Below are 17,971 nucleotides of genomic sequence, written 5' to 3' on the forward strand. Positions count from 1 at the left end.
GGGTCAATGCACCCGGGATTTTTTTATCGGTCAGGAGTTGCGGCCGATCACACTTCTCCAGAAAAACCAAATATCGTAAATCTGCAGGTAATTTCAACAATTGTTCCCCACCGGTCACTTCTGAATACTGAGACTTATAACTTGTGCTTACCTGAATGTTTTCGGGTATTTATCAGCGAATCAGGAGCGTGGCTATGACCCCGATTTACAAAGACCCTCAACGTCCCATCAAGGAACGCGTCGCCGATTTACTGGCGCGAATGACTCCGGAAGAGAAGTACGCCCAGATGCATGCCTGGTGGCTGGTGCTGTCACCCGACGGCAATCATCGCGAACGTACCGACATGAGCGATGAGTTTGCGGGCGTCAGCGAACAAACCGCGCTGAGCGAGCGGCTCAAGCTGGGCGTTGGGCAGATCACCCGTCCGTTAGGCACCCACATTGTCGATGCCAGAACCGGCGTGCGCGCGGCGAACCGCCTGCAAAAAATGCTGATGGAAGAGACGCGGCTGGGGATCCCTGCGCTGTTCCACGAAGAGTGTCTGGTCGGCCTGTTGTGTAAAGACGCCACGCTGTTCCCGTCATCATTAAACTACGGCTCCACCTGGGACCCTGAACTGGTCAAACGCGCCGCGCAGCAAATTGGCGAGGAAGCCCGCTCGACCGGCTGTAAGCAGGGGCTTGCGCCGGTGCTGGATGTCTCCCGCGACGTGCGATGGGGGCGGACGGAAGAGACCTTCGGCGAGGACCCGTGGCTGGTGGGCGTGATGGCCTGCGCCTACGTTGAGGGATTACAGGGCGAAAAACGTGACGTGCTGGCAACGTTAAAACATTATGTCGGTCACTCCTTTAGTGAAGGGGCGCGCAACCATGCGCCGGTTCATCTTGGTTTCCGGGAGCTGAACGATACCTTCCTGTTACCGTTTGAAATGGCGGTGAAACGTGCCAACGCCGGTTCGGTGATGCCCGCATACCACGACATTGACAATCAGCCGGGCCACAGCGACCGCTTCCTGCTGACCACGGTTCTGCGCGAGCGCTGGGGCTTTGACGGCATTGTGGTTGCCGATTACGGCGGCGTTAGTCTGCTGCACCAGCACCATGGTGTCTCTCACGATCCGGCTGAGTCGGCGGCGCTGGCATTTAATGCCGGTCTCGACGTTGAGCTGCCGAAGGACGATTGTGCGCGTCATTTAGCCGAGGCGGTGGCTCGTGGGCTGATTACGCCAGAAAAGATTGATGAGATTGTCGCAAGGACGTTAACGGAGAAATTCCGCCTGGGGCTGTTTGAGCATCCTTACACCGACGAACACGCCATCTCACTGCAATCGGCGACCACGCGTCAGGTGGCGCGTGAGGTCGCGACCCGCTCGATGACGCTGCTTGAGAACCGGGATGCGCTGCCGCTGTCCGGCCAACAGACCGTGGCGGTCGTTGGTCCTACGGCAGACGATCCGCTGGCGCTGCTTAGCGGCTATAGCTTCCCGGTGCATCTGATCATCAGCGATATGGTTGAGAAAACATCGCAGGTGACCACGCCGCTGGTGGCGCTGCGCGATTATCTTGGCGCAGACCGCGTACGTTACGCGAAAGGTTGCCACATCATTGAGCAACGGATGGCCGGCGCGCCGGTCTTCCCGGGCGACAGTTCTGGCAAACCGATGCAGTCTTCTCCCGTTTCGCAGGATCTGAGCCTGATTGCGGACGCGGTGCGCGCTGCGCAAGAAAGCGATGTGGTCGTTGCCTGCGTGGGCGATCTGGCCGGTCTGTTTCAGAGCGGCACGGTGGGGGAAGGTTCAGATACCGACAGCCTGAATTTGCCTGGCGTACAGCAGCAGCTGCTACAGGCGTTGGTCGATACCGGCAAGCCGGTCGTGGTGGTGATGACCGGTGGACGGCCATACAGCCTCCAGGGGCTGGAAAGCAAGGTCGCTGCGCTGATGCTGGCGTGGGCGCCTGGACAGGAAGGCGGCTGGGCCATTGCCGATGCGCTTACCGGGCGCGTCGAACCGCAGGGGCGCCTGGTGGTGAGCGTGCCTAAAAGTGCGGGCGCGATGCCGTTTTACTATAACCACAAGCTCAAAAGCGGCGGTACGCCGTTTGCGTTTCACTTTGGCGCGCGTTACCCCTTCGGCTACGGAAAAGGTTGGGGTGACTTCCAATTTGGAACGCCGGAGCTAGCGGAATCACAGGTGGCGATCGACGGCGAAATTGCCCTGCGGGTGACGGTAACCAACCGCGCCGATCGCCGCGGTAGCGAGGTGGTGCAGCTGTATGTGCGCGACAAGGTCGCCAGCCTGGTGCGTCCCCTGCAGGAGCTCAAGGCTTTCCAGCGCGTCACCTTAGCGCCGGGTGAGCAGGCAACGCTGACCTTTACGCTGCCGGTCGATATGCTCAACTTCACCTCTTATGAAGGCCAGCGTATCGTCGAACCGGGCGAATTTGAGCTGCAGGTAGGGCGCTCATCAGCGGATATTCAGGGGCGTGTAACGGTGTCGGTCATCGGTCAAACCCGGGTTCTGTCGTCAGACTGGGAAATGATGAGCCGCTGTGAAGTGGGGTATTAATCAGCTGCCCGGATGTTACGCATCCGGGTCATTACTGTGTCACAGGTAAAAAAAAAAGGCCCATCGTGGGAGATGGGCAAAGACTACACACAGCAATTCTTAGTTTCACTCAGGGGATATATAAATCAAGGGGTTGATTTAATGTCTTGACGTTAATAGTAAGCATTGCCTTTTTTACCGTCGATCGGATTCGTCTCAATAGTTAAATAAATGTGAATAATATCCGGGATATGTCGCAGTTCAGAGGGGATAGAGCGGGGCGAGGGGGCGCATTAAATCAGCGTCGCTTAACTAACAAGGCGGGTTTCCCCGCCTTTGACGTGCTTATGGTTTCGGATAGTTATTCTTTTCCAGCTCGCTGAGCTCTTCCAGAACGTCATCCGGGTCAGTCGATGGCGGGGGAACTTCGTGCAGCCAGGCATCAAACAGACGCCACGAAACGGCCAGCAGTACCGGCCCGATAAACAGGCCAATCATACCAAAGGCGACCAGGCCGCCGATCACGCCGGAGAGAATCAGGATCATCGGCAGGTCGGCACCCATGCGAATCAGCATCGGGCGAATGACGTTATCCATGGTACCTACCACGCAGCTCCACACCAGCAGCACCGTGCCCCAGGTGGTGTCCCCGGTCCAGTAGAGCCAGATAATACATGGCACTAACACGATCAGCGGCCCAAGCTGCACCAGGCAGGAGAAAATCATCACGACGGTCAGCAGCGTTGCGTAGGGTACGCCAGAGATACCCAGGCCAATCCCGCCCAGCACGGCCTGTACCAGCGCCGTGACCACTACGCCCAGCGCGACCGCGCGAATCGCCTGGCCGGCCAGCAGCACCGCCGCATCACCGCGCTTGGCAGCGAGGCGGGTCGCAAAATAACGCATCCCGAAAGCGACCTTTTCCCCCTGCCAGTACAGCAGGGCGCTAAACAACAGCATCAGCCCGCTGTGCAGCAGGAACCGACCCACGTGGGCCGCTTGACCGACAAACCACGTGGTTGTGGTGCCGATATAAGGGCGAACCTTTGCCATCAGCGCGGTGCCGCCCATATCGAGCAGGCTGTGCCAGCCGCTGTACAGGCGATCGCCGATAAACGGAATGCTGTTCAGCCAGGCGAGGTCCGGCAGGGTTAAGGTGCCGCTGGTGATGGCGTGAATCAGCGGCGTGCTGCCATCAACCAGGCTGTTGACCAGCAGCGCAATCGGAATAACGAACAGTAAAAAAAGCAGTAACGTCATGACCAGCACGGCAAGGCCGCGTCGGCCAAAAAGTACGCGCTGGAACCAAAGCAGCACCGGCCAGGTGGCAATGACGATGGTCGCCGCCCAGGCGAAGCCCAGAATAAACGGCTGAACAATCCATAAACAGGCGATGATCATCAGCGCTAAAAACAGCACCGATAGCAGTATTTGTGGAATATCACGAGGCCGAGGGATGGTGTTCATAAATGCGTTTTACCTTCTGTTGCTCGTCAGCGGACTGACGCAGCGTAAATCCGTTCATTGATAGCAATATCAATAAATTCCCGGCGCTGATTCTGCGACAAAAACTCCCGGGCGTATAAGAAAAAAATGTGATAAAACGATAACGGCACGACGCAAACGATTAATTATTTATACACCGTCTTTTTGCCGTTTGCTGCGAATGCGCAAATCGGCAACATACGGTGCGTACAACACAACATTCAGAAAGGGTCAAGCGTAATGATCCCACAGATTTCCCAGGCACCCGGCGTAGTACAGCTGGTGCTGAATTATTTGCAGGCACTGGAGCAACAAGGTTTTACCGGCGATACCGCCACCCGCTACGCCGACAGGCTAACGATGGCGACCGATAACAGTATCTACCAACTGCTCCCGGATGCGGTGGTATTCCCGCGCTCCACCGCCGATGTCGCGCTGCTGGCTCGTCTGGCGGCGGAAGAACGTTTTCAATCCCTGGTTTTCACCCCGCGCGGCGGCGGCACCGGCACTAACGGGCAGTCGTTGAACCAGGGCATCATTATTGATATGTCCCGCTATATGAATCGCATCATTGAAATCAACCCTGAAGAGGGCTGGGTGCGCGTCGAAGCGGGTGTGATTAAGGATCAGCTTAATCAATATCTTAAGCCCTATGGCTACTTTTTCTCGCCTGAACTGTCGACCAGTAACCGTGCAACGCTGGGCGGGATGATCAATACCGACGCCTCCGGGCAGGGTTCGCTGGTGTACGGTAAAACCTCCGATCACGTGCTGGGCGTGCGCGCCGTGCTGCTGGGCGGCGATATTCTGGATACTCAACCGGTGCCGATCGCGCTGGCCGAAACGCTGGCCAAACAGCAGTCGGCGGTAGGGCGAATCTATCGCACCGTGTTTGAACGCTGTCGCGAAAACCGCCAGCTGATCCTCGACAAATTCCCCAAACTCAACCGCTTCCTGACCGGCTACGACCTGCGTCACGTCTTTAACGATGAGATGACCGAGTTTGACCTGACCCGCATTCTTACCGGTTCGGAAGGGACGCTGGCGTTTATTACCGAAGCGCGTCTGGACATTACGCCGTTGCCGAAGGTGCGCCGGCTGGTCAACATTAAATACGACTCCTTCGACTCGGCGCTGCGCAACGCGCCGTTTATGGTAGAAGCGCGCGCGCTGTCGGTTGAAACCGTTGACTCTAAGGTGTTGAACCTCGCGCGGGAAGACATCGTCTGGCATTCGGTGAATGAACTGATTACCGACGTTCCCGACAAAGACATGCTCGGGCTCAATATCGTGGAGTTCGCCGGTGATGACGATGCGCTGATCGAAGGCCAGGTCAGCGCACTGTGCCAGCGTCTGGATGAACTCATCAGACAGCAAGAAGGCGGCGTGATTGGCTGGCAGCGCTGTAACGAACTGGACGGTATCGAACGTATCTATGCTATGCGTAAAAAGGCCGTCGGCCTGCTTGGTAATGCAAAAGGCGCGGCCAAGCCGATTCCCTTTGCCGAAGATACCTGCGTGCCGCCGGAGCATCTGGCGGACTATATTGTTGAGTTCCGCGCGCTGCTCGATAGCCACGGCCTGAGCTACGGCATGTTTGGCCACGTGGATGCGGGCGTACTGCATGTGCGTCCAGCGCTGGATATGTGCGACCCGCAGCAGGAGATTCTGATGAAGACGATCTCCGATGAGGTGGTGGCGCTGACCGCGAAATACGGCGGTCTGCTGTGGGGCGAGCACGGTAAAGGGTTCCGCGCCGAGTACAGTCCCGCTTTCTTCGGCGAGCAGCTGTACGGCGAACTGCGGAAGGTGAAAGCAGCATTTGACCCGGACAACCGCCTGAACCCGGGCAAAATCTGCCCGCCGGAAGGGATTGATGCGCCAATGATGAAAGTCGATGCGGTGAAGCGCGGCACTTTCGACAGGCAAATTCCGGTCACCGTGCGTTCGGCGTGGCGTGGCGCGATGGAGTGTAACGGCAACGGTCTGTGCTTCAACTTTGACGCTAAAAGCCCAATGTGCCCGTCGATGAAGATCACCAACAACCGGATGCACTCGCCAAAAGGCCGTGCGACCCTGGTGCGCGAATGGCTGCGCCTGTTGGCCGACCGCGGCGTCGATCCGCTGCTGCTGGAAAAAGAGCTTCCGGAGAAACGCGCCAGCCTGCGTGCGCTGGTCGAGCGCACCCGTAATAGCTGGCATGCGCGCAAGGGCGAGTATGATTTTTCGCATGAGGTTAAAGAGGCCATGTCCGGCTGTCTGGCCTGCAAAGCCTGTTCAACCCAGTGCCCGATTAAAATCGACGTGCCGGAGTTTCGCTCCCGCTTCCTGCAGCTCTACCACACGCGCTATCTGCGCCCGGTGCGCGATCATCTGGTCGCGACGGTGGAAAGCTACGCGCCGCTGATGGCCCGCGCGCCGAAAACCTTTAACTTCTTTATGAGCCAGCCGCTGGTGCGTAAGCTGTCGGAAAAACACATCGGCATGGTCGATCTGCCGCTGCTTTCCGCGCCGTCGCTGCAAAAGCAGATGGTGACGCACCGTTCTGCCAATATGACGCTGGAGCAGCTGGAAACGCTCACTCCGGCGCAAAAAGCGCAGACTGTGCTGGTTGTACAGGATCCCTTCACCAGCTATTACGATGCTCAGGTAGTGGCCGATTTTGTCCGGCTCATCGACAAGCTTGGCTACCAGCCGGTGCTGCTGCCGTTTTCACCGAACGGTAAGGCACAGCATATTAAAGGCTTTGTTACCCGTTTCACCAAAACGGCGCAGAAAACCGCCGACTACCTGAACCGGGTGGCGGCGCTGGGGATGCCGATGGTAGGCGTCGATCCAGCGTTGGTGCTGTGCTATCGCGACGAATACAACCAGGTTCTGGGCGACAAACGCGGCGACTTCAACGTGATGCTGGTGCACGAATGGCTGCCGCAGGCGCTGGCACAACGTGAAAGCCCGCCGCCGTCGGGTGAGGCCTGGTATCTGTTCGGCCACTGCACGGAAGTGACCGCGCTGCCGACGGCACCGAAACAGTGGGCGTCTATCTTTGCGCGCTTTGGCGCCACGCTTGAGAACGTTAGCGTCGGCTGCTGCGGTATGGCGGGCACCTACGGCCATGAAGTGAAGAATCACGCCAATTCGTTGGGCATTTATGCGCTATCGTGGCAGCAGGCGATGCAGCGCCTGCCGCGCAACCGCTGTCTGGCAACCGGCTATTCCTGCCGCAGCCAGGTGAAGCGCGTTGAAGGTAACGGCGTACGCCATCCCCTGCAGGCTTTACTGGAGATTATCGGATGATCTGGAGACGGCAAACCACGCTGGAGGCATTGAACGCGATGGGCGAGGGCAATATGGTCGGGCTGCTGGATATTCAGTTCGACAGTATTGGCGACGATTCGCTGGAAGCCACCATGCCGGTAGACCACCGTACTCATCAGCCGTTTGGCCTGCTGCATGGCGGCGCGTCGGTGGTGCTGGCTGAAACCCTCGGGTCGGTGGCTGGATATCTGTGTACGGAGGGCGATCAGCGGGTGGTGGGGCTGGAGGTGAATGCCAACCATATCCGCTCTGCGCGCAGCGGGCGGGTACGCGGAGTGTGCAAAGCGCTGCATGCCGGGCGGCGCCATCAGGTCTGGCAGATTGAAATCTTCGACGATGAAGGGCGGCTTTGCTGCTCCTCGCGGCTGACGACGGCAGTCGTATAAGCCCTCAGGAAAAACGCGCTTCCCTGTGGGGAGCGCGTTCAGATGGCTCACAAACCAGCCCGCGCTGTGCCGGATGGCGTCGCAAGCGACTTATCTGGCCTATAACGGATGTCGATTTCAATCAGTGACGCCATCCACGTAGGCCTGATAAGCGTAGCGCCATCGGGCTTTCGGACGTGGTCATCAGTCTTAACGCACTTACGCCTCGATCGGCGTTAAATATTCCAGCCGTAGCGGCTCGGCCAGCAGAGTATCCATTTGCCCAACAAACGCCTGAAAGTGCGCCTGCGATACATGATGGTCCAGCGCAGCCTGGTCGCGCCAGCGCTCGTGCATGTAAAATGTCTCTGGTTCATCGCGCCGTTGAAACAGCGCGTACTCGAGGTTGCCTGGCTCCTCACGCGTGGGTCGCAGCAGAGCGCTTAGCGCCTCGCGCAGCGCCTGCGTTTTTCCCGGTTGGGCCTTCAGCACGGCAAGTATCGCGATCATCCTAAAACCCCTCCAGCACGATTTTTCCAACCGCGCGGCCGGTTTCGAGCTGAGCGTGCGCCCGTTGCAGGTTTTCAGCGTTAATCACGCCGTAATGCTCGCCCAGCGTGGTGCGAATAACCTGAGTATCTATCAGCGTCGCCACTTCAGACAGTAAACGGTGCTGTGCATCCATGTCTTTGGTCTCAAACATTGAACGGGTGAACATAAACTCCCAGTGCAGCGAAAGACTTTTTAGCTTCAGCGGCGCCACGTCGAGGTGCTCCGGGTCATCAATGAGCGCCAGTTTTCCCTGTGGGGCCAGCACGTTAATAAGCTCTAAATAGTGTTCTGCCGTATTATTCAGGCTGGCAACGTGCGTGACGGCGGGGACGCCAATGCGTGCCAGCTCGTCGCTCAGCGGTTGACTGTGATCGATAACATAGTGGGCGCCAGCCTCACGCACCCACTGCTGACTGGCTGGGCGAGACGCGGTACCGATGACCGTCATGTTCGTCAGTTTACGGGCAAGCTGAGTCAGAATAGAGCCGACACCGCCCGCCGCGCCGACAATGAGCAGCGTATCGCCCTCATTGCCGCCGCGGGCAACGCCCAGACGGTCGAACAACAGTTCCCAGGCGGTAATGGCGGTCAGCGGCAGCGCGGCGGCTGCGGCGTTATCCAGGGTACGCGGCTTCAGTGCGACGATACGTTCATCCACCCGCTGAAATTCGCTGTTGCTGCCAGGACGACCGAGTGCGCCGGCATACCAGACTTCATCGCCGGGTGTGAAAAGGGTCACACGTTCGCCGACGGCTTTGACGACGCCAACGGCATCCCAGCCGAGCACGCGCGGCGTCTCGCCTGAAAAACCGGCGCGCACTTTAGCATCGACGGGGTTGACGGAAATCGCTTTGATCTCCACCAGCAGGTCGTGGCCCGCAGCTTGTGGAACGGGCAGGGAAATCTCTTGAATAAACGGAATGTTGCTGCCGTCTGCGGCGGCTCTGGTAATGGCAAAGGCTTTCATCATGGCTCCAGGTCTGATTTGTCTTACCCGGATAATAAAAATAAGCGATGAAGAGAAAAACGGCGTCGCGGCGATAAGACTTATACGCAAACCGCGAAAATCACGCCGTGGGCTAACGATGTTCGAAGAAAATTTCTTCCTCTTCCATGCGTTCTTCAATCTGCCGGGTCACGCGCTGTAGCGCCGCCAGATGCTTTTCCGCCGCTTGCTCAATGGTCATCGCCTTCGCGATATAGACCAGATTCAGGCAGCCGATAACCCGCGCCTGGCTTCGTACCGGTACGGCGATGGAGGCGATTTTTTGCTCCAGCTGCCAGCCCTGAAAGTTTTCGCCGTAGCCGTTTTTCCGCGTACGTTCGAGTATCGCGTGCAGTTTTTCCGGCTCGCGGGCCAGTTGGTATTCCTCTTCCGGGCGGGCGGCCAGCATTTCAATAATGGGCTGACGCTCATGCTCAGGCGAAAAAGCCAGCCACGTCAGGCCAGACGCGGTCAACAGCAGCGGCAGGCGTCGGCCCACCATGGCGCGGTGGAAGGAGAGGCGACTGAAACGGTGGGTGGTTTCCCGTACGACCATGGCATCAACGTCGAGCGTGGTTAAATCGGTGGGCCAAATGACCTCGCGCAATAATTCTCCAAGTAGCGGCGTTGCAAGTGCAGAAATCCAATGTTCGTCACGAAATCCCTCACTTAACTGCCGCACTTTCATCGTCAAACGGAAGCTGTCGTCTGACAAACTGCGCCGCACATACCCCTCCTCCTGAAGGGTCTCCAGCAGCCTGCGTACGGTGGTGCGGTGCAGGCCGCTAAACTCCGCCAGCGTCGCGGTTGACGCGCCTCCGTCGAATTTATTTAACAAATTAAGTAACAATAAACCCCGCGTTAATCCCCGCACGGTTTTGTAATCGGTCGCCTCGTTATTCTTCATATTTCCTGACATTTTTATATCTAAAACAACGTTGTGCACCTGGTGCACATCCTGGTCTGTTTTGATTGTAGCCTAAATTCCCGGACATATACTGCGCTCATTATAAAAATATGTTTACAACAAATTAACAGTCGAGCATGTGCGTTAACAGCACCAACCCGGCTGGTCCGATTCGTGAGGTATTGAAGATGACAACATCAAATCCGGATATTCAACCTGCAGTACAACACCATGTTCAGGTCGCTATCGCTGGCGCGGGTCCGGTAGGGCTGATGATGGCGAACTACCTGGGACAGATGGGCGTGGAGGTGCTGGTTGTCGAGAAGCTGGATAAATTAATCGACTATCCGCGCGCCATCGGCATTGATGATGAAGCGCTGCGCACCATGCAGTCTGTCGGGCTGGTCGATAACGTGCTGCCACACACTACGCCGTGGCATGCCATGCGTTTCCTGACCCCGAAAGGCCGCTGCTTTGCTGATATCCAGTCGATGACCGACGAATTTGGCTGGTCGCGCCGCAACGCGTTTATCCAGCCGCAGGTCGATGAGGTGATGTATCAAGGCCTGAGCCGTTTCCCGAACGTGCGCTGCCTGTTCTCCCGTGAACTGGAGGCGTTCACCCAAAAAGGTGACACCGTCACCATTAATCTGAAAGGCCCTGAGGGCGAACGTGAAACCGTACAGGCTAACTGGCTGGTGGCCTGCGACGGTGGCGCCAGCTTTATTCGCCGTACGCTGAACGTACCGTTTGAAGGTAAAACGGCGCCCAACCAGTGGATCGTGATTGATATTGCTAATGACCCGCTGGCTACGCCGCACATCTATTTGTGCTGTGACCCGGTGCGCCCTTACGTGTCGGCAGCGCTGCCGCACGGCGTGCGCCGCTTTGAATTCATGGTGATGCCGGGCGAAACCGAAGCCCAGTTGAGCGAGCCGGAGAATATGCGTCGCCTGCTGAGTCAGGTGCTACCGGATCCGGATAACGTCGAGCTGATTCGCCAGCGTGTATATACCCATAACGCCCGTATCGCAGAACGCTTCCGTATCGATCGCGTGCTGTTGGCCGGTGATGCGGCCCACATCATGCCGGTCTGGCAGGGGCAAGGCTACAACAGCGGTATGCGCGATGCTTTCAACCTGGCATGGAAGCTGGCGATGGTGGTCAACGGCAAAGCGGGCGAGACGCTGCTGGACACGTATCAGCAGGAACGCCGCGACCATGCCAAAGCCATGATCGATCTCTCGGTGACCGCTGGCAACGTACTGGCACCGGCAAAACGCTGGCACGGTACGGTGCGTGACGGCATCTCCTGGCTGCTGAACTACATTCCACCGGTAAAACGCTACTTCCTGGAAATGCGCTTTAAACCGATGCCGCAGTACCGCGAAGGCGCGCTGTTGCTGGAAGCTAACGCTAAAAATTCACCGGTCGGCAAGATGTTTATCCAACCGAAAGTGACCCGCGAAAACGGTGAGGTGGTGCTGCTGGATGAGGTTATTGGACCGAAGTTTGCCGTGATTGCCTGGGGCTGCAACCCGCTGTGGGGTATGAGCGACAGTCAAATCGCGCAATGGCGCGCGCTGGGAACCTGTTTTATTCAGGTGGTGCCGGATGTGCAGATCCGTACGCCGCAGGACAATTTCACCGGCGTGATACGTCTCGGCGATAGCCAGAATCGGCTGAAAACATGGTTTGCGGCGCAGAACGCTTCCCTGGTGGTGGTACGCCCGGACCGCTTTGTTGCTGCGCTGGCCATTCCACAGACGCTGAATACAACCCTCGACCAACTTGCTCAGGCGATGGCGCTGACCCCCGCGACATCGGGTCTGGCTGAAGAGAAGGTGGCCTGAAATGAATGCATACCTGCACTGTCTTTCCCACACGCCGCTGGTGGGCTATGTCGACCCCGCACAGGAGGTGCTGGACGAAGTTAACGGCGTGATTAGTGAAGCGCGCGCGCGCATTGCGGCATTTGACCCGGAGCTGGTGGTGCTGTTCGCACCGGACCACTACAACGGCTTTTTCTATGACGTCATGCCGCCGTTTTGCTTAGGCATCGGCGCCACCTCCATCGGCGACTTTTCCAGCGCGGCAGGGGTATTGCCGGTACCGACGGCGCTGGCGGAAGCCTGCGCTCACTCGGTGATGAAAAGCGGTATCGATCTGGCGGTTTCCTACTGTATGCAGGTCGATCACGGTTTTGCCCAGCCGCTGGAGCTGCTGCTTGGCGGGCTGGACAAACTGCCGGTACTGCCGGTGTTTATCAATGGCGTCGCCACGCCGCTGCCGGGTTTCCAGCGTACGCGCATGCTCGGCGAGGCCATGGGGCGCTTCCTGTCGACGCTGAATAAACGGGTGCTGATCTTAGGATCCGGTGGCCTGTCGCACCAGCCGCCGGTACCGGAGCTGGCGAAGGTGGACGCCCATATGCGCGATCGCCTGCTCGGCAGCGGTAAACAGCTGCCGCCCGACGAGCGTGAGCTGCGCCAGCGTCGGGTCATTGAAGCGGCTGAACGCTTTGTTGAAGACCAGAAAACGCTGCACCCGCTGAACCCCATCTGGGACAACCAGTTTATGACGTTGCTGGAACAGGGCCGCCTGACGGAGCTCGATGCTATCAGCAATGAAGAACTTTCGGCGATCGCCGGCAAATCGACCCACGAAGTGAAAACCTGGGCTGCGGCGTTTGCCACGCTTGCCGCCATGGGGCGCTACCGCGCCGAAGGCCGCTACTATCGGCCGATCCCGGAATGGATCGCCGGCTTTGGCTCACTGAGCGCCATGACAACGAATTGATTAAGCAGGAGATTATGATGAGCTATCAACCACAAACCGAATCTGCAACCAGCCGTTTTCTTAACGTGGAAGAGGCCGGACAAACGCTGCGCATCCACTACAACGACTGCGGCCAGGGCGATGAAACCGTCGTGCTGCTGCACGGTTCCGGACCGGGGGCAACCGGCTGGGCGAACTTCAGCCGCAATATCGATCCGCTGGTGGAGGCGGGCTATCGCGTACTGCTGCTGGACTGCCCGGGCTGGGGCAAAAGTGACTCGATCGTGAACACGGGCTCTCGCTCCGATTTGAACGCCCGTATTCTGAAAAGCGTGGTCGATCGGTTGGATATCGAGAAAGTACACCTGCTCGGTAACTCTATGGGTGGGCACAGCGCGGTGGCCTTTACGCTGACCTGGCCTGAACGCGTCGGCAAACTGGTACTGATGGGCGGTGGCACCGGCGGCATGAGTCTGTTCACACCGATGCCGACGGAAGGCATCAAGCTGCTGAACGCGCTGTATCGCGAACCGACCATCGAAAATCTCAAAAAGATGATGAGCATTTTCGTTTATGACACTCGCGATTTGACCGACGCGCTGTTTGAAGCCCGTCTGAACAACATGCTGTCGCGCCGTGACCACCTGGAAAACTTTATTAAGAGCCTGGAAGCCAACCCGAAACAGTTCCCGGATTTCGGCCCGCGGCTGGGTGAAATTAGCGCGCCGACCCTGGTGGTCTGGGGGCGTAACGACCGTTTTGTCCCGATGGATGCGGGCCTGCGACTGCTCTCCGGGATTGCCGGTTCCGAACTGCATATTTACCGCGATTGCGGCCACTGGGCACAGTGGGAGCACGCAGAGGAGTTTAACCAGCTGGTGCTGAATTTCCTGGCGCGTCAATAAGGAGCCGCAATGTCTACCGATTCTTTGGCCACACTGGCCGCCGCGCTGCGCGAAGCAGAACGCACCGGGGTGGCGATCGCGCCGCTGCGCGAGATGATTGGTCTCGATAACGCCGAAGCCGCGTATGCCATTCAGCGCCTGAACGTCGAATTTGGTGTGGCGCAGGGCCGCCGCATCGTGGGGCGCAAAGTGGGTTTGACCCACCCGAAAGTCCAGCAACAGCTGGGCGTCGACCAGCCGGATTTTGGCACCCTGTTTGCGGATATGTGCTACGGCGATAACGAGACCATTCCCTTCGACCGCGTGCTGCAGCCGAAGATTGAAGCCGAGATCGCCCTGGTGCTGAACCGCGATCTGCCGCATGCCGACACCACCTTTGATGAACTGTATAACGCCATTGAGTGGGTGGTCCCGGCGCTTGAAGTGGTGGGCAGCCGCGTGCGCGACTGGTCTATTAAGTTTGTTGACACCGTCGCCGACAACGCCTCCTGCGGCGTGTACGTGGTCGGCGGCCCGGCGCAGCGTCCAGCCGCGCTGGACCTGAAAAACTGCGCGATGACCATGACCCGCAATCACGAAGAGGTGTCCAGCGGTCGCGGCAGCGAATGTCTGGGTCACCCGCTGAACGCCGCCGTCTGGCTGGCGCGCAAAATGGCCAGTCTCGGCGAGCCGCTACGTGCGGGGGATATCGTACTCACCGGCGCACTGGGGCCGATGGTCGCGGTCAAACCGGGCGATCGTTTTGAGGCGGTTATCGAGGGCATTGGCTCGGTTGCCGCGACCTTTTCAGAGCAAGAAGGAAGTCAGTCATGAGCAAATGTAAAGTCGCCATTATCGGTTCAGGCAATATCGGCACTGACCTGATGATCAAAATTCTGCGTCACGGTAAGCATCTGGAGATGTCGGTGATGGTTGGCATTGATCCGAACTCTGACGGCCTGGCGCGTGCGGCGCGTATGGGCGTCGCCACCACTCACGAAGGGGTGAGCGGATTAATGGCGATGGCGGAATTTGCCGACATTGATATCGTATTCGATGCCACCAGCGCGGGCGCGCACGTGAAAAATGACGCCGCGCTGCGTAAGGCAAAGCCGGGTATCCGCCTGATTGACCTGACGCCAGCGGCGATTGGCCCGTACTGCGTGCCGGTCGTTAACCTCGACAAAAATCTGTCGCAGGGCAACGTCAACATGGTGACCTGCGGCGGCCAGGCTACCATCCCAATGGTGGCGGCGGTTTCCCGCGTGGCAAAAGTTCACTACGCGGAAATTATTGCCTCTATCTCCAGCAAATCCGCGGGCCCGGGCACCCGCGCGAATATCGACGAGTTTACGGAAACAACGTCGCAAGCGATTGAAGTGGTTGGCGGTGCGGCGAAGGGGAAAGCGATTATTATCCTCAACCCGGCCGAACCGCCGGTGATGATGCGCGACACGGTATACGTGCTGAGCGAAGCGGCCTCGCAGGCTGAAATTGAGGCTTCCATCGAAGCGATGGCGGCAGCGGTACAGGCCTACGTGCCGGGCTACCGTCTGAAGCAAAAAGTGCAGTTCGAGGTTATCCCGCAGGATAAACCGGTGAACATTCCCGGCGTGGGTCAGTTCTCCGGGCTGAAAACGGCCGTGTATCTGGAAGTCGAAGGTGCCGCTCACTATCTGCCGGCCTACGCCGGAAACCTCGACATTATGACCTCGGCGGCAATGTCTACCGCTGAAAAAATGGCCCAAACGCTGGTTAAAGTGGCAGGAGAAGTCGCATGAACGGTAAAAAACTCTATATCTCAGATGTGACGTTACGCGACGGGATGCACGCCATCCGCCACCAGTATTCGCTGGACCACGTTCGGCAGATAGCCAGGGCGCTGGACGATGCGCGCGTCGACTCGATTGAAGTTGCGCACGGCGACGGCCTGCAGGGATCCAGCTTTAACTACGGCTTTGGCGCGCACAGCGATATCGAGTGGATCGCTGCGGCGGCGGAAGTGGTGCAACATGCCAAAATCGCCACGCTACTGATCCCGGGTATCGGCACGCTGCACGACCTGCAAAATGCCTATCAGGCAGGGGCCCGCGTGGTGCGTGTGGCGACGCATTGCACCGAAGCAGACGTTTCCGCGCAGCATATTGCCTACGCCCGCGAACTCGGGATGGACACCGTCGGTTTTCTGATGATGAGCCATATGACCACGCCGGAAAATCTGGCGAAGCAGGCAAAACTGATGGAAGGCTACGGCGCAACCTGTATTTATGTGGTGGACTCCGGCGGCGCAATGAACATGAACGATATTCGCGATCGCTTCCGCGCGCTGAAAGAGGTGCTTAAACCGGAAACGCAAACCGGTATGCACGCGCACCATAACCTGAGCCTTGGCGTTGCCAACTCGCTGGTGGCGGTAGAAGAGGGCTGTGACCGTATTGACGCCAGCCTTGCGGGAATGGGTGCCGGTGCCGGTAACGCGCCGCTGGAAGTGTTTATCGCCGCCGCTGACAAGCAGGGCTGGCAGCACGGTACTGACCTGTATGCGCTGATGGCGGCAGCGGACGATCTGGTGCGTCCGTTACAGGATCGTCCGGTACGCGTCGATCGTGAAACGCTGGCGCTCGGCTATGCCGGCGTCTACTCCAGCTTCCTGCGTCACAGCGAAGTGGCAGCGGCGCGTTATGGTCTCAGCGCGGTTGATATCCTGGTTGAACTGGGCAAACGCCGAATGGTGGGTGGCCAGGAAGACATGATCGTCGACGTGGCGTTGGATCTGAAAGCCAAAGCGCAGGCTTGATAACGATCCGGTCGGCAATGTACTGACCGGGCGAACGAAAATGAAAAAATAACGCGGCCGGCAACGTATCGGCCGCCTTTCACCTGTTCTCTACAGAAGGTAGCACGATGTCGAATATTACTCACGTTTCCTCACCGCCGAAAACGTCCCGCCTGATGCAGACCGTCGGGCTTTGCTTTTTGGTCGCCCTGATGGAAGGGCTCGATTTACAGGCCGCGGGTATTGCTGCGGTGGGCATTGCCCAGGCATTCTCGCTGGATAAAATGCAGATGGGCTGGATTTTCAGCGCCGGGATACTGGGTCTGCTGCCAGGGGCGCTGTTTGGCGGTATGCTGGCCGACCGACATGGCCGCAAGAAGGTGCTGCTGGGCTCGGTAGTGCTGTTTGGCCTGTTTTCGATTGTGACCGCGCTGGCGTGGGATTTCCCGTCGCTGGTATTTGCCCGTTTTATGACCGGTGCGGGGCTGGGTGCGGCACTGCCGAATCTGATTGCGCTCACTTCCGAAGCGGCGGGGCCACGTTTTCGCGGTACCGCAGTGAGCCTGATGTACTGCGGGGTGCCGATTGGCGCGGCGCTGGCTGCCGCCATGGGGTTCAGCGGCCTGACGCAGGCCTGGCAGACGATTTTCTGGGTTGGCGGTATTGTGCCGCTGTTGTTGGTTCCGCTGCTGATGCTCCGCCTGCCGGAGTCGCAGGCGTTTAGCCGTCAGCAGCAGGATGCCCCGGCGCCGCTGCGGGCCATTTTTGCATCCGGTACCGCCTCATCAACGCTGCTGCTGTGGCTGTGTTACTTCTTCACCCTGCTGGTGGTGTATATGCTGATTAACTGGCTGCAGATGCTGCTGGTCGATCAGGGCTTTAGCCGCCCGCAGGCTGCCGGCGTGATGTTCGCACTGCAAATGGGGGCGGCGCTGGGTACGCTGATGCTGGGTGCGTTGATGGACAAACTCAGCCCGCTCAAAATGTCGCTGTTGATTTACTGCGGAATGCTGGCGTCGCTGATTTCACTGGGTATGGCGAACTCATTGGCCATGATGCTGGTATCAGGTTTTGTCGCGGGGATGTTTGCGACCGGTGGGCAGAGCGTGCTTTATGCCCTGGCGCCGCTGTTTTACGGCACCGAAATTCGCGCTACTGGCGTTGGCACGGCGGTAGCGGTCGGGCGGCTGGGGGCGATGAGCGGCCCGCTGCTGGCCGGAAAAATGCTGGCGCTGGGCACCGGCACCGTGGGGGTGATGGCCGCCTCCGCGCCGGGGATTGTGCTGGCGGGCGTGGCGGTGTTCTGGCTGATGAATCGCCATCAGCGCAGCGTGGCGGAGGAAAGCGCGGGATGATAATGGGGGCGTCGCTGGCG

The 17,971-nt window shown here is 58.6% G+C and carries 14 protein-coding genes and 1 other RNA gene; 10 read left to right on the plus strand and 5 right to left on the minus strand.

Annotated elements, in window-relative coordinates; genetic code table 11:
* Window positions 1–194 precede the first annotated feature (194 nt).
* Window positions 195–2,567, plus strand: a complete 2,373-nt coding sequence (locus H7R58_RS10735) for a glycoside hydrolase family 3 N-terminal domain-containing protein (RefSeq protein ID WP_106929204.1) — start codon at window positions 195–197, stop codon at window positions 2,565–2,567.
* A gap of 48 nt (window positions 2,568–2,615) precedes the next feature.
* Here the strand turns inward: H7R58_RS10735 and rprA are convergent.
* Both rprA and ydiK read right to left on the minus strand, forming a co-directional pair.
* An RNA gene (gene rprA / locus H7R58_RS10740) (antisense sRNA RprA) lies at window positions 2,616–2,715 on the minus strand.
* 176 nt (window positions 2,716–2,891) lie between these two features.
* Window positions 2,892–4,013: an AI-2E family transporter YdiK gene (ydiK, locus tag H7R58_RS10745; protein ID WP_106929202.1), complete on the minus strand. Its 1,122-nt coding sequence runs from the start codon at window positions 4,011–4,013 to the stop codon at window positions 2,892–2,894.
* 258 nt (window positions 4,014–4,271) lie between these two features.
* Here ydiK and H7R58_RS10750 point away from each other — a divergent pair, with 258 nt between their 5' ends.
* Both H7R58_RS10750 and menI read left to right on the plus strand, forming a co-directional pair.
* The gene (locus H7R58_RS10750) at window positions 4,272–7,328 is read left to right on the plus strand and encodes a D-2-hydroxyglutarate dehydrogenase YdiJ (RefSeq protein WP_182928990.1); all 3,057 of its coding nucleotides are present in this window, start codon (window positions 4,272–4,274) and stop codon (window positions 7,326–7,328) included.
* A complete protein-coding gene (menI, locus tag H7R58_RS10755; RefSeq protein WP_106929198.1) occupies window positions 7,325–7,735 on the plus strand; it encodes a 1,4-dihydroxy-2-naphthoyl-CoA hydrolase in 411 nt (136 codons plus the stop codon). Before H7R58_RS10750 ends, menI begins: the two co-directional genes overlap by 4 nt.
* Window positions 7,736–7,933: 198 nt before the next feature.
* Here the strand turns inward: menI and H7R58_RS10760 are convergent, their stop codons facing one another.
* The 3 genes from H7R58_RS10760 to H7R58_RS10770 all read right to left on the minus strand — a co-directional run bounded on the left by H7R58_RS10760 (window position 7,934) and on the right by H7R58_RS10770 (window position 10,158).
* The gene (locus H7R58_RS10760; RefSeq protein ID WP_106929196.1) at window positions 7,934–8,224 is read right to left on the minus strand and encodes a putative quinol monooxygenase; all 291 of its coding nucleotides are present in this window, start codon (window positions 8,222–8,224) and stop codon (window positions 7,934–7,936) included.
* A 1-nt stretch (window position 8,225) separates the two neighbouring features.
* The gene (locus tag H7R58_RS10765; protein ID WP_182930640.1) at window positions 8,226–9,233 is read right to left on the minus strand and encodes a zinc-binding alcohol dehydrogenase family protein; all 1,008 of its coding nucleotides are present in this window, start codon (window positions 9,231–9,233) and stop codon (window positions 8,226–8,228) included.
* Between the two features lie 112 nt (window positions 9,234–9,345).
* A complete protein-coding gene (locus tag H7R58_RS10770) occupies window positions 9,346–10,158 on the minus strand; it encodes a DNA-binding transcriptional regulator (RefSeq protein ID WP_146145733.1) in 813 nt (270 codons plus the stop codon).
* 188 nt (window positions 10,159–10,346) lie between these two features.
* Between H7R58_RS10770 and H7R58_RS10775 the strand changes: the two genes are divergently transcribed.
* The 7 genes from H7R58_RS10775 (at window position 10,347) to mhpT (ending at window position 17,951) form a co-directional block, all read left to right on the plus strand.
* On the plus strand, window positions 10,347–12,011 hold the full coding sequence (locus H7R58_RS10775; protein WP_182928989.1) for a bifunctional 3-(3-hydroxy-phenyl)propionate/3-hydroxycinnamic acid hydroxylase: 1,665 nt from the start codon (window positions 10,347–10,349) through the stop codon (window positions 12,009–12,011).
* A 1-nt stretch (window position 12,012) separates the two neighbouring features.
* Window positions 12,013–12,957: a 2,3-dihydroxyphenylpropionate/2,3-dihydroxicinnamic acid 1,2-dioxygenase gene (gene mhpB, locus H7R58_RS10780; protein WP_106929188.1), complete on the plus strand. Its 945-nt coding sequence runs from the start codon at window positions 12,013–12,015 to the stop codon at window positions 12,955–12,957.
* A 17-nt stretch (window positions 12,958–12,974) separates the two neighbouring features.
* A complete protein-coding gene (gene mhpC, locus H7R58_RS10785) occupies window positions 12,975–13,841 on the plus strand; it encodes a 2-hydroxy-6-oxonona-2,4-dienedioate hydrolase (RefSeq protein ID WP_182928988.1) in 867 nt (288 codons plus the stop codon).
* A gap of 9 nt (window positions 13,842–13,850) precedes the next feature.
* On the plus strand, window positions 13,851–14,654 hold the full coding sequence (mhpD, locus tag H7R58_RS10790) for a 2-keto-4-pentenoate hydratase (protein WP_106929184.1): 804 nt from the start codon (window positions 13,851–13,853) through the stop codon (window positions 14,652–14,654).
* Window positions 14,651–15,601 carry an acetaldehyde dehydrogenase gene (mhpF, locus tag H7R58_RS10795; RefSeq protein ID WP_106929182.1) on the plus strand — a complete coding sequence of 317 codons (951 nt, stop codon included), beginning with the start codon at window positions 14,651–14,653 and terminating at the stop codon, window positions 15,599–15,601. The genes mhpD and mhpF overlap by 4 nt, the downstream gene beginning before the upstream one ends.
* Window positions 15,598–16,617: a 4-hydroxy-2-oxovalerate aldolase gene (mhpE, locus tag H7R58_RS10800; RefSeq protein ID WP_182928987.1), complete on the plus strand. Its 1,020-nt coding sequence runs from the start codon at window positions 15,598–15,600 to the stop codon at window positions 16,615–16,617. The genes mhpF and mhpE overlap by 4 nt, the downstream gene beginning before the upstream one ends.
* 107 nt (window positions 16,618–16,724) lie before the next feature.
* Window positions 16,725–17,951, plus strand: coding sequence for a 3-(3-hydroxy-phenyl)propionate transporter MhpT (gene mhpT, locus H7R58_RS10805; RefSeq protein WP_182934722.1), 1,227 nt, complete (start codon window positions 16,725–16,727; stop codon window positions 17,949–17,951).
* Window positions 17,952–17,971: the final 20 nt, after the last annotated feature.

The organism is Klebsiella sp. WP4-W18-ESBL-05 (genome assembly GCF_014169075.1).
In the GTDB taxonomy this organism is placed as follows: Bacteria; Pseudomonadota; Gammaproteobacteria; order Enterobacterales; family Enterobacteriaceae; genus Kluyvera; species Kluyvera ascorbata_B.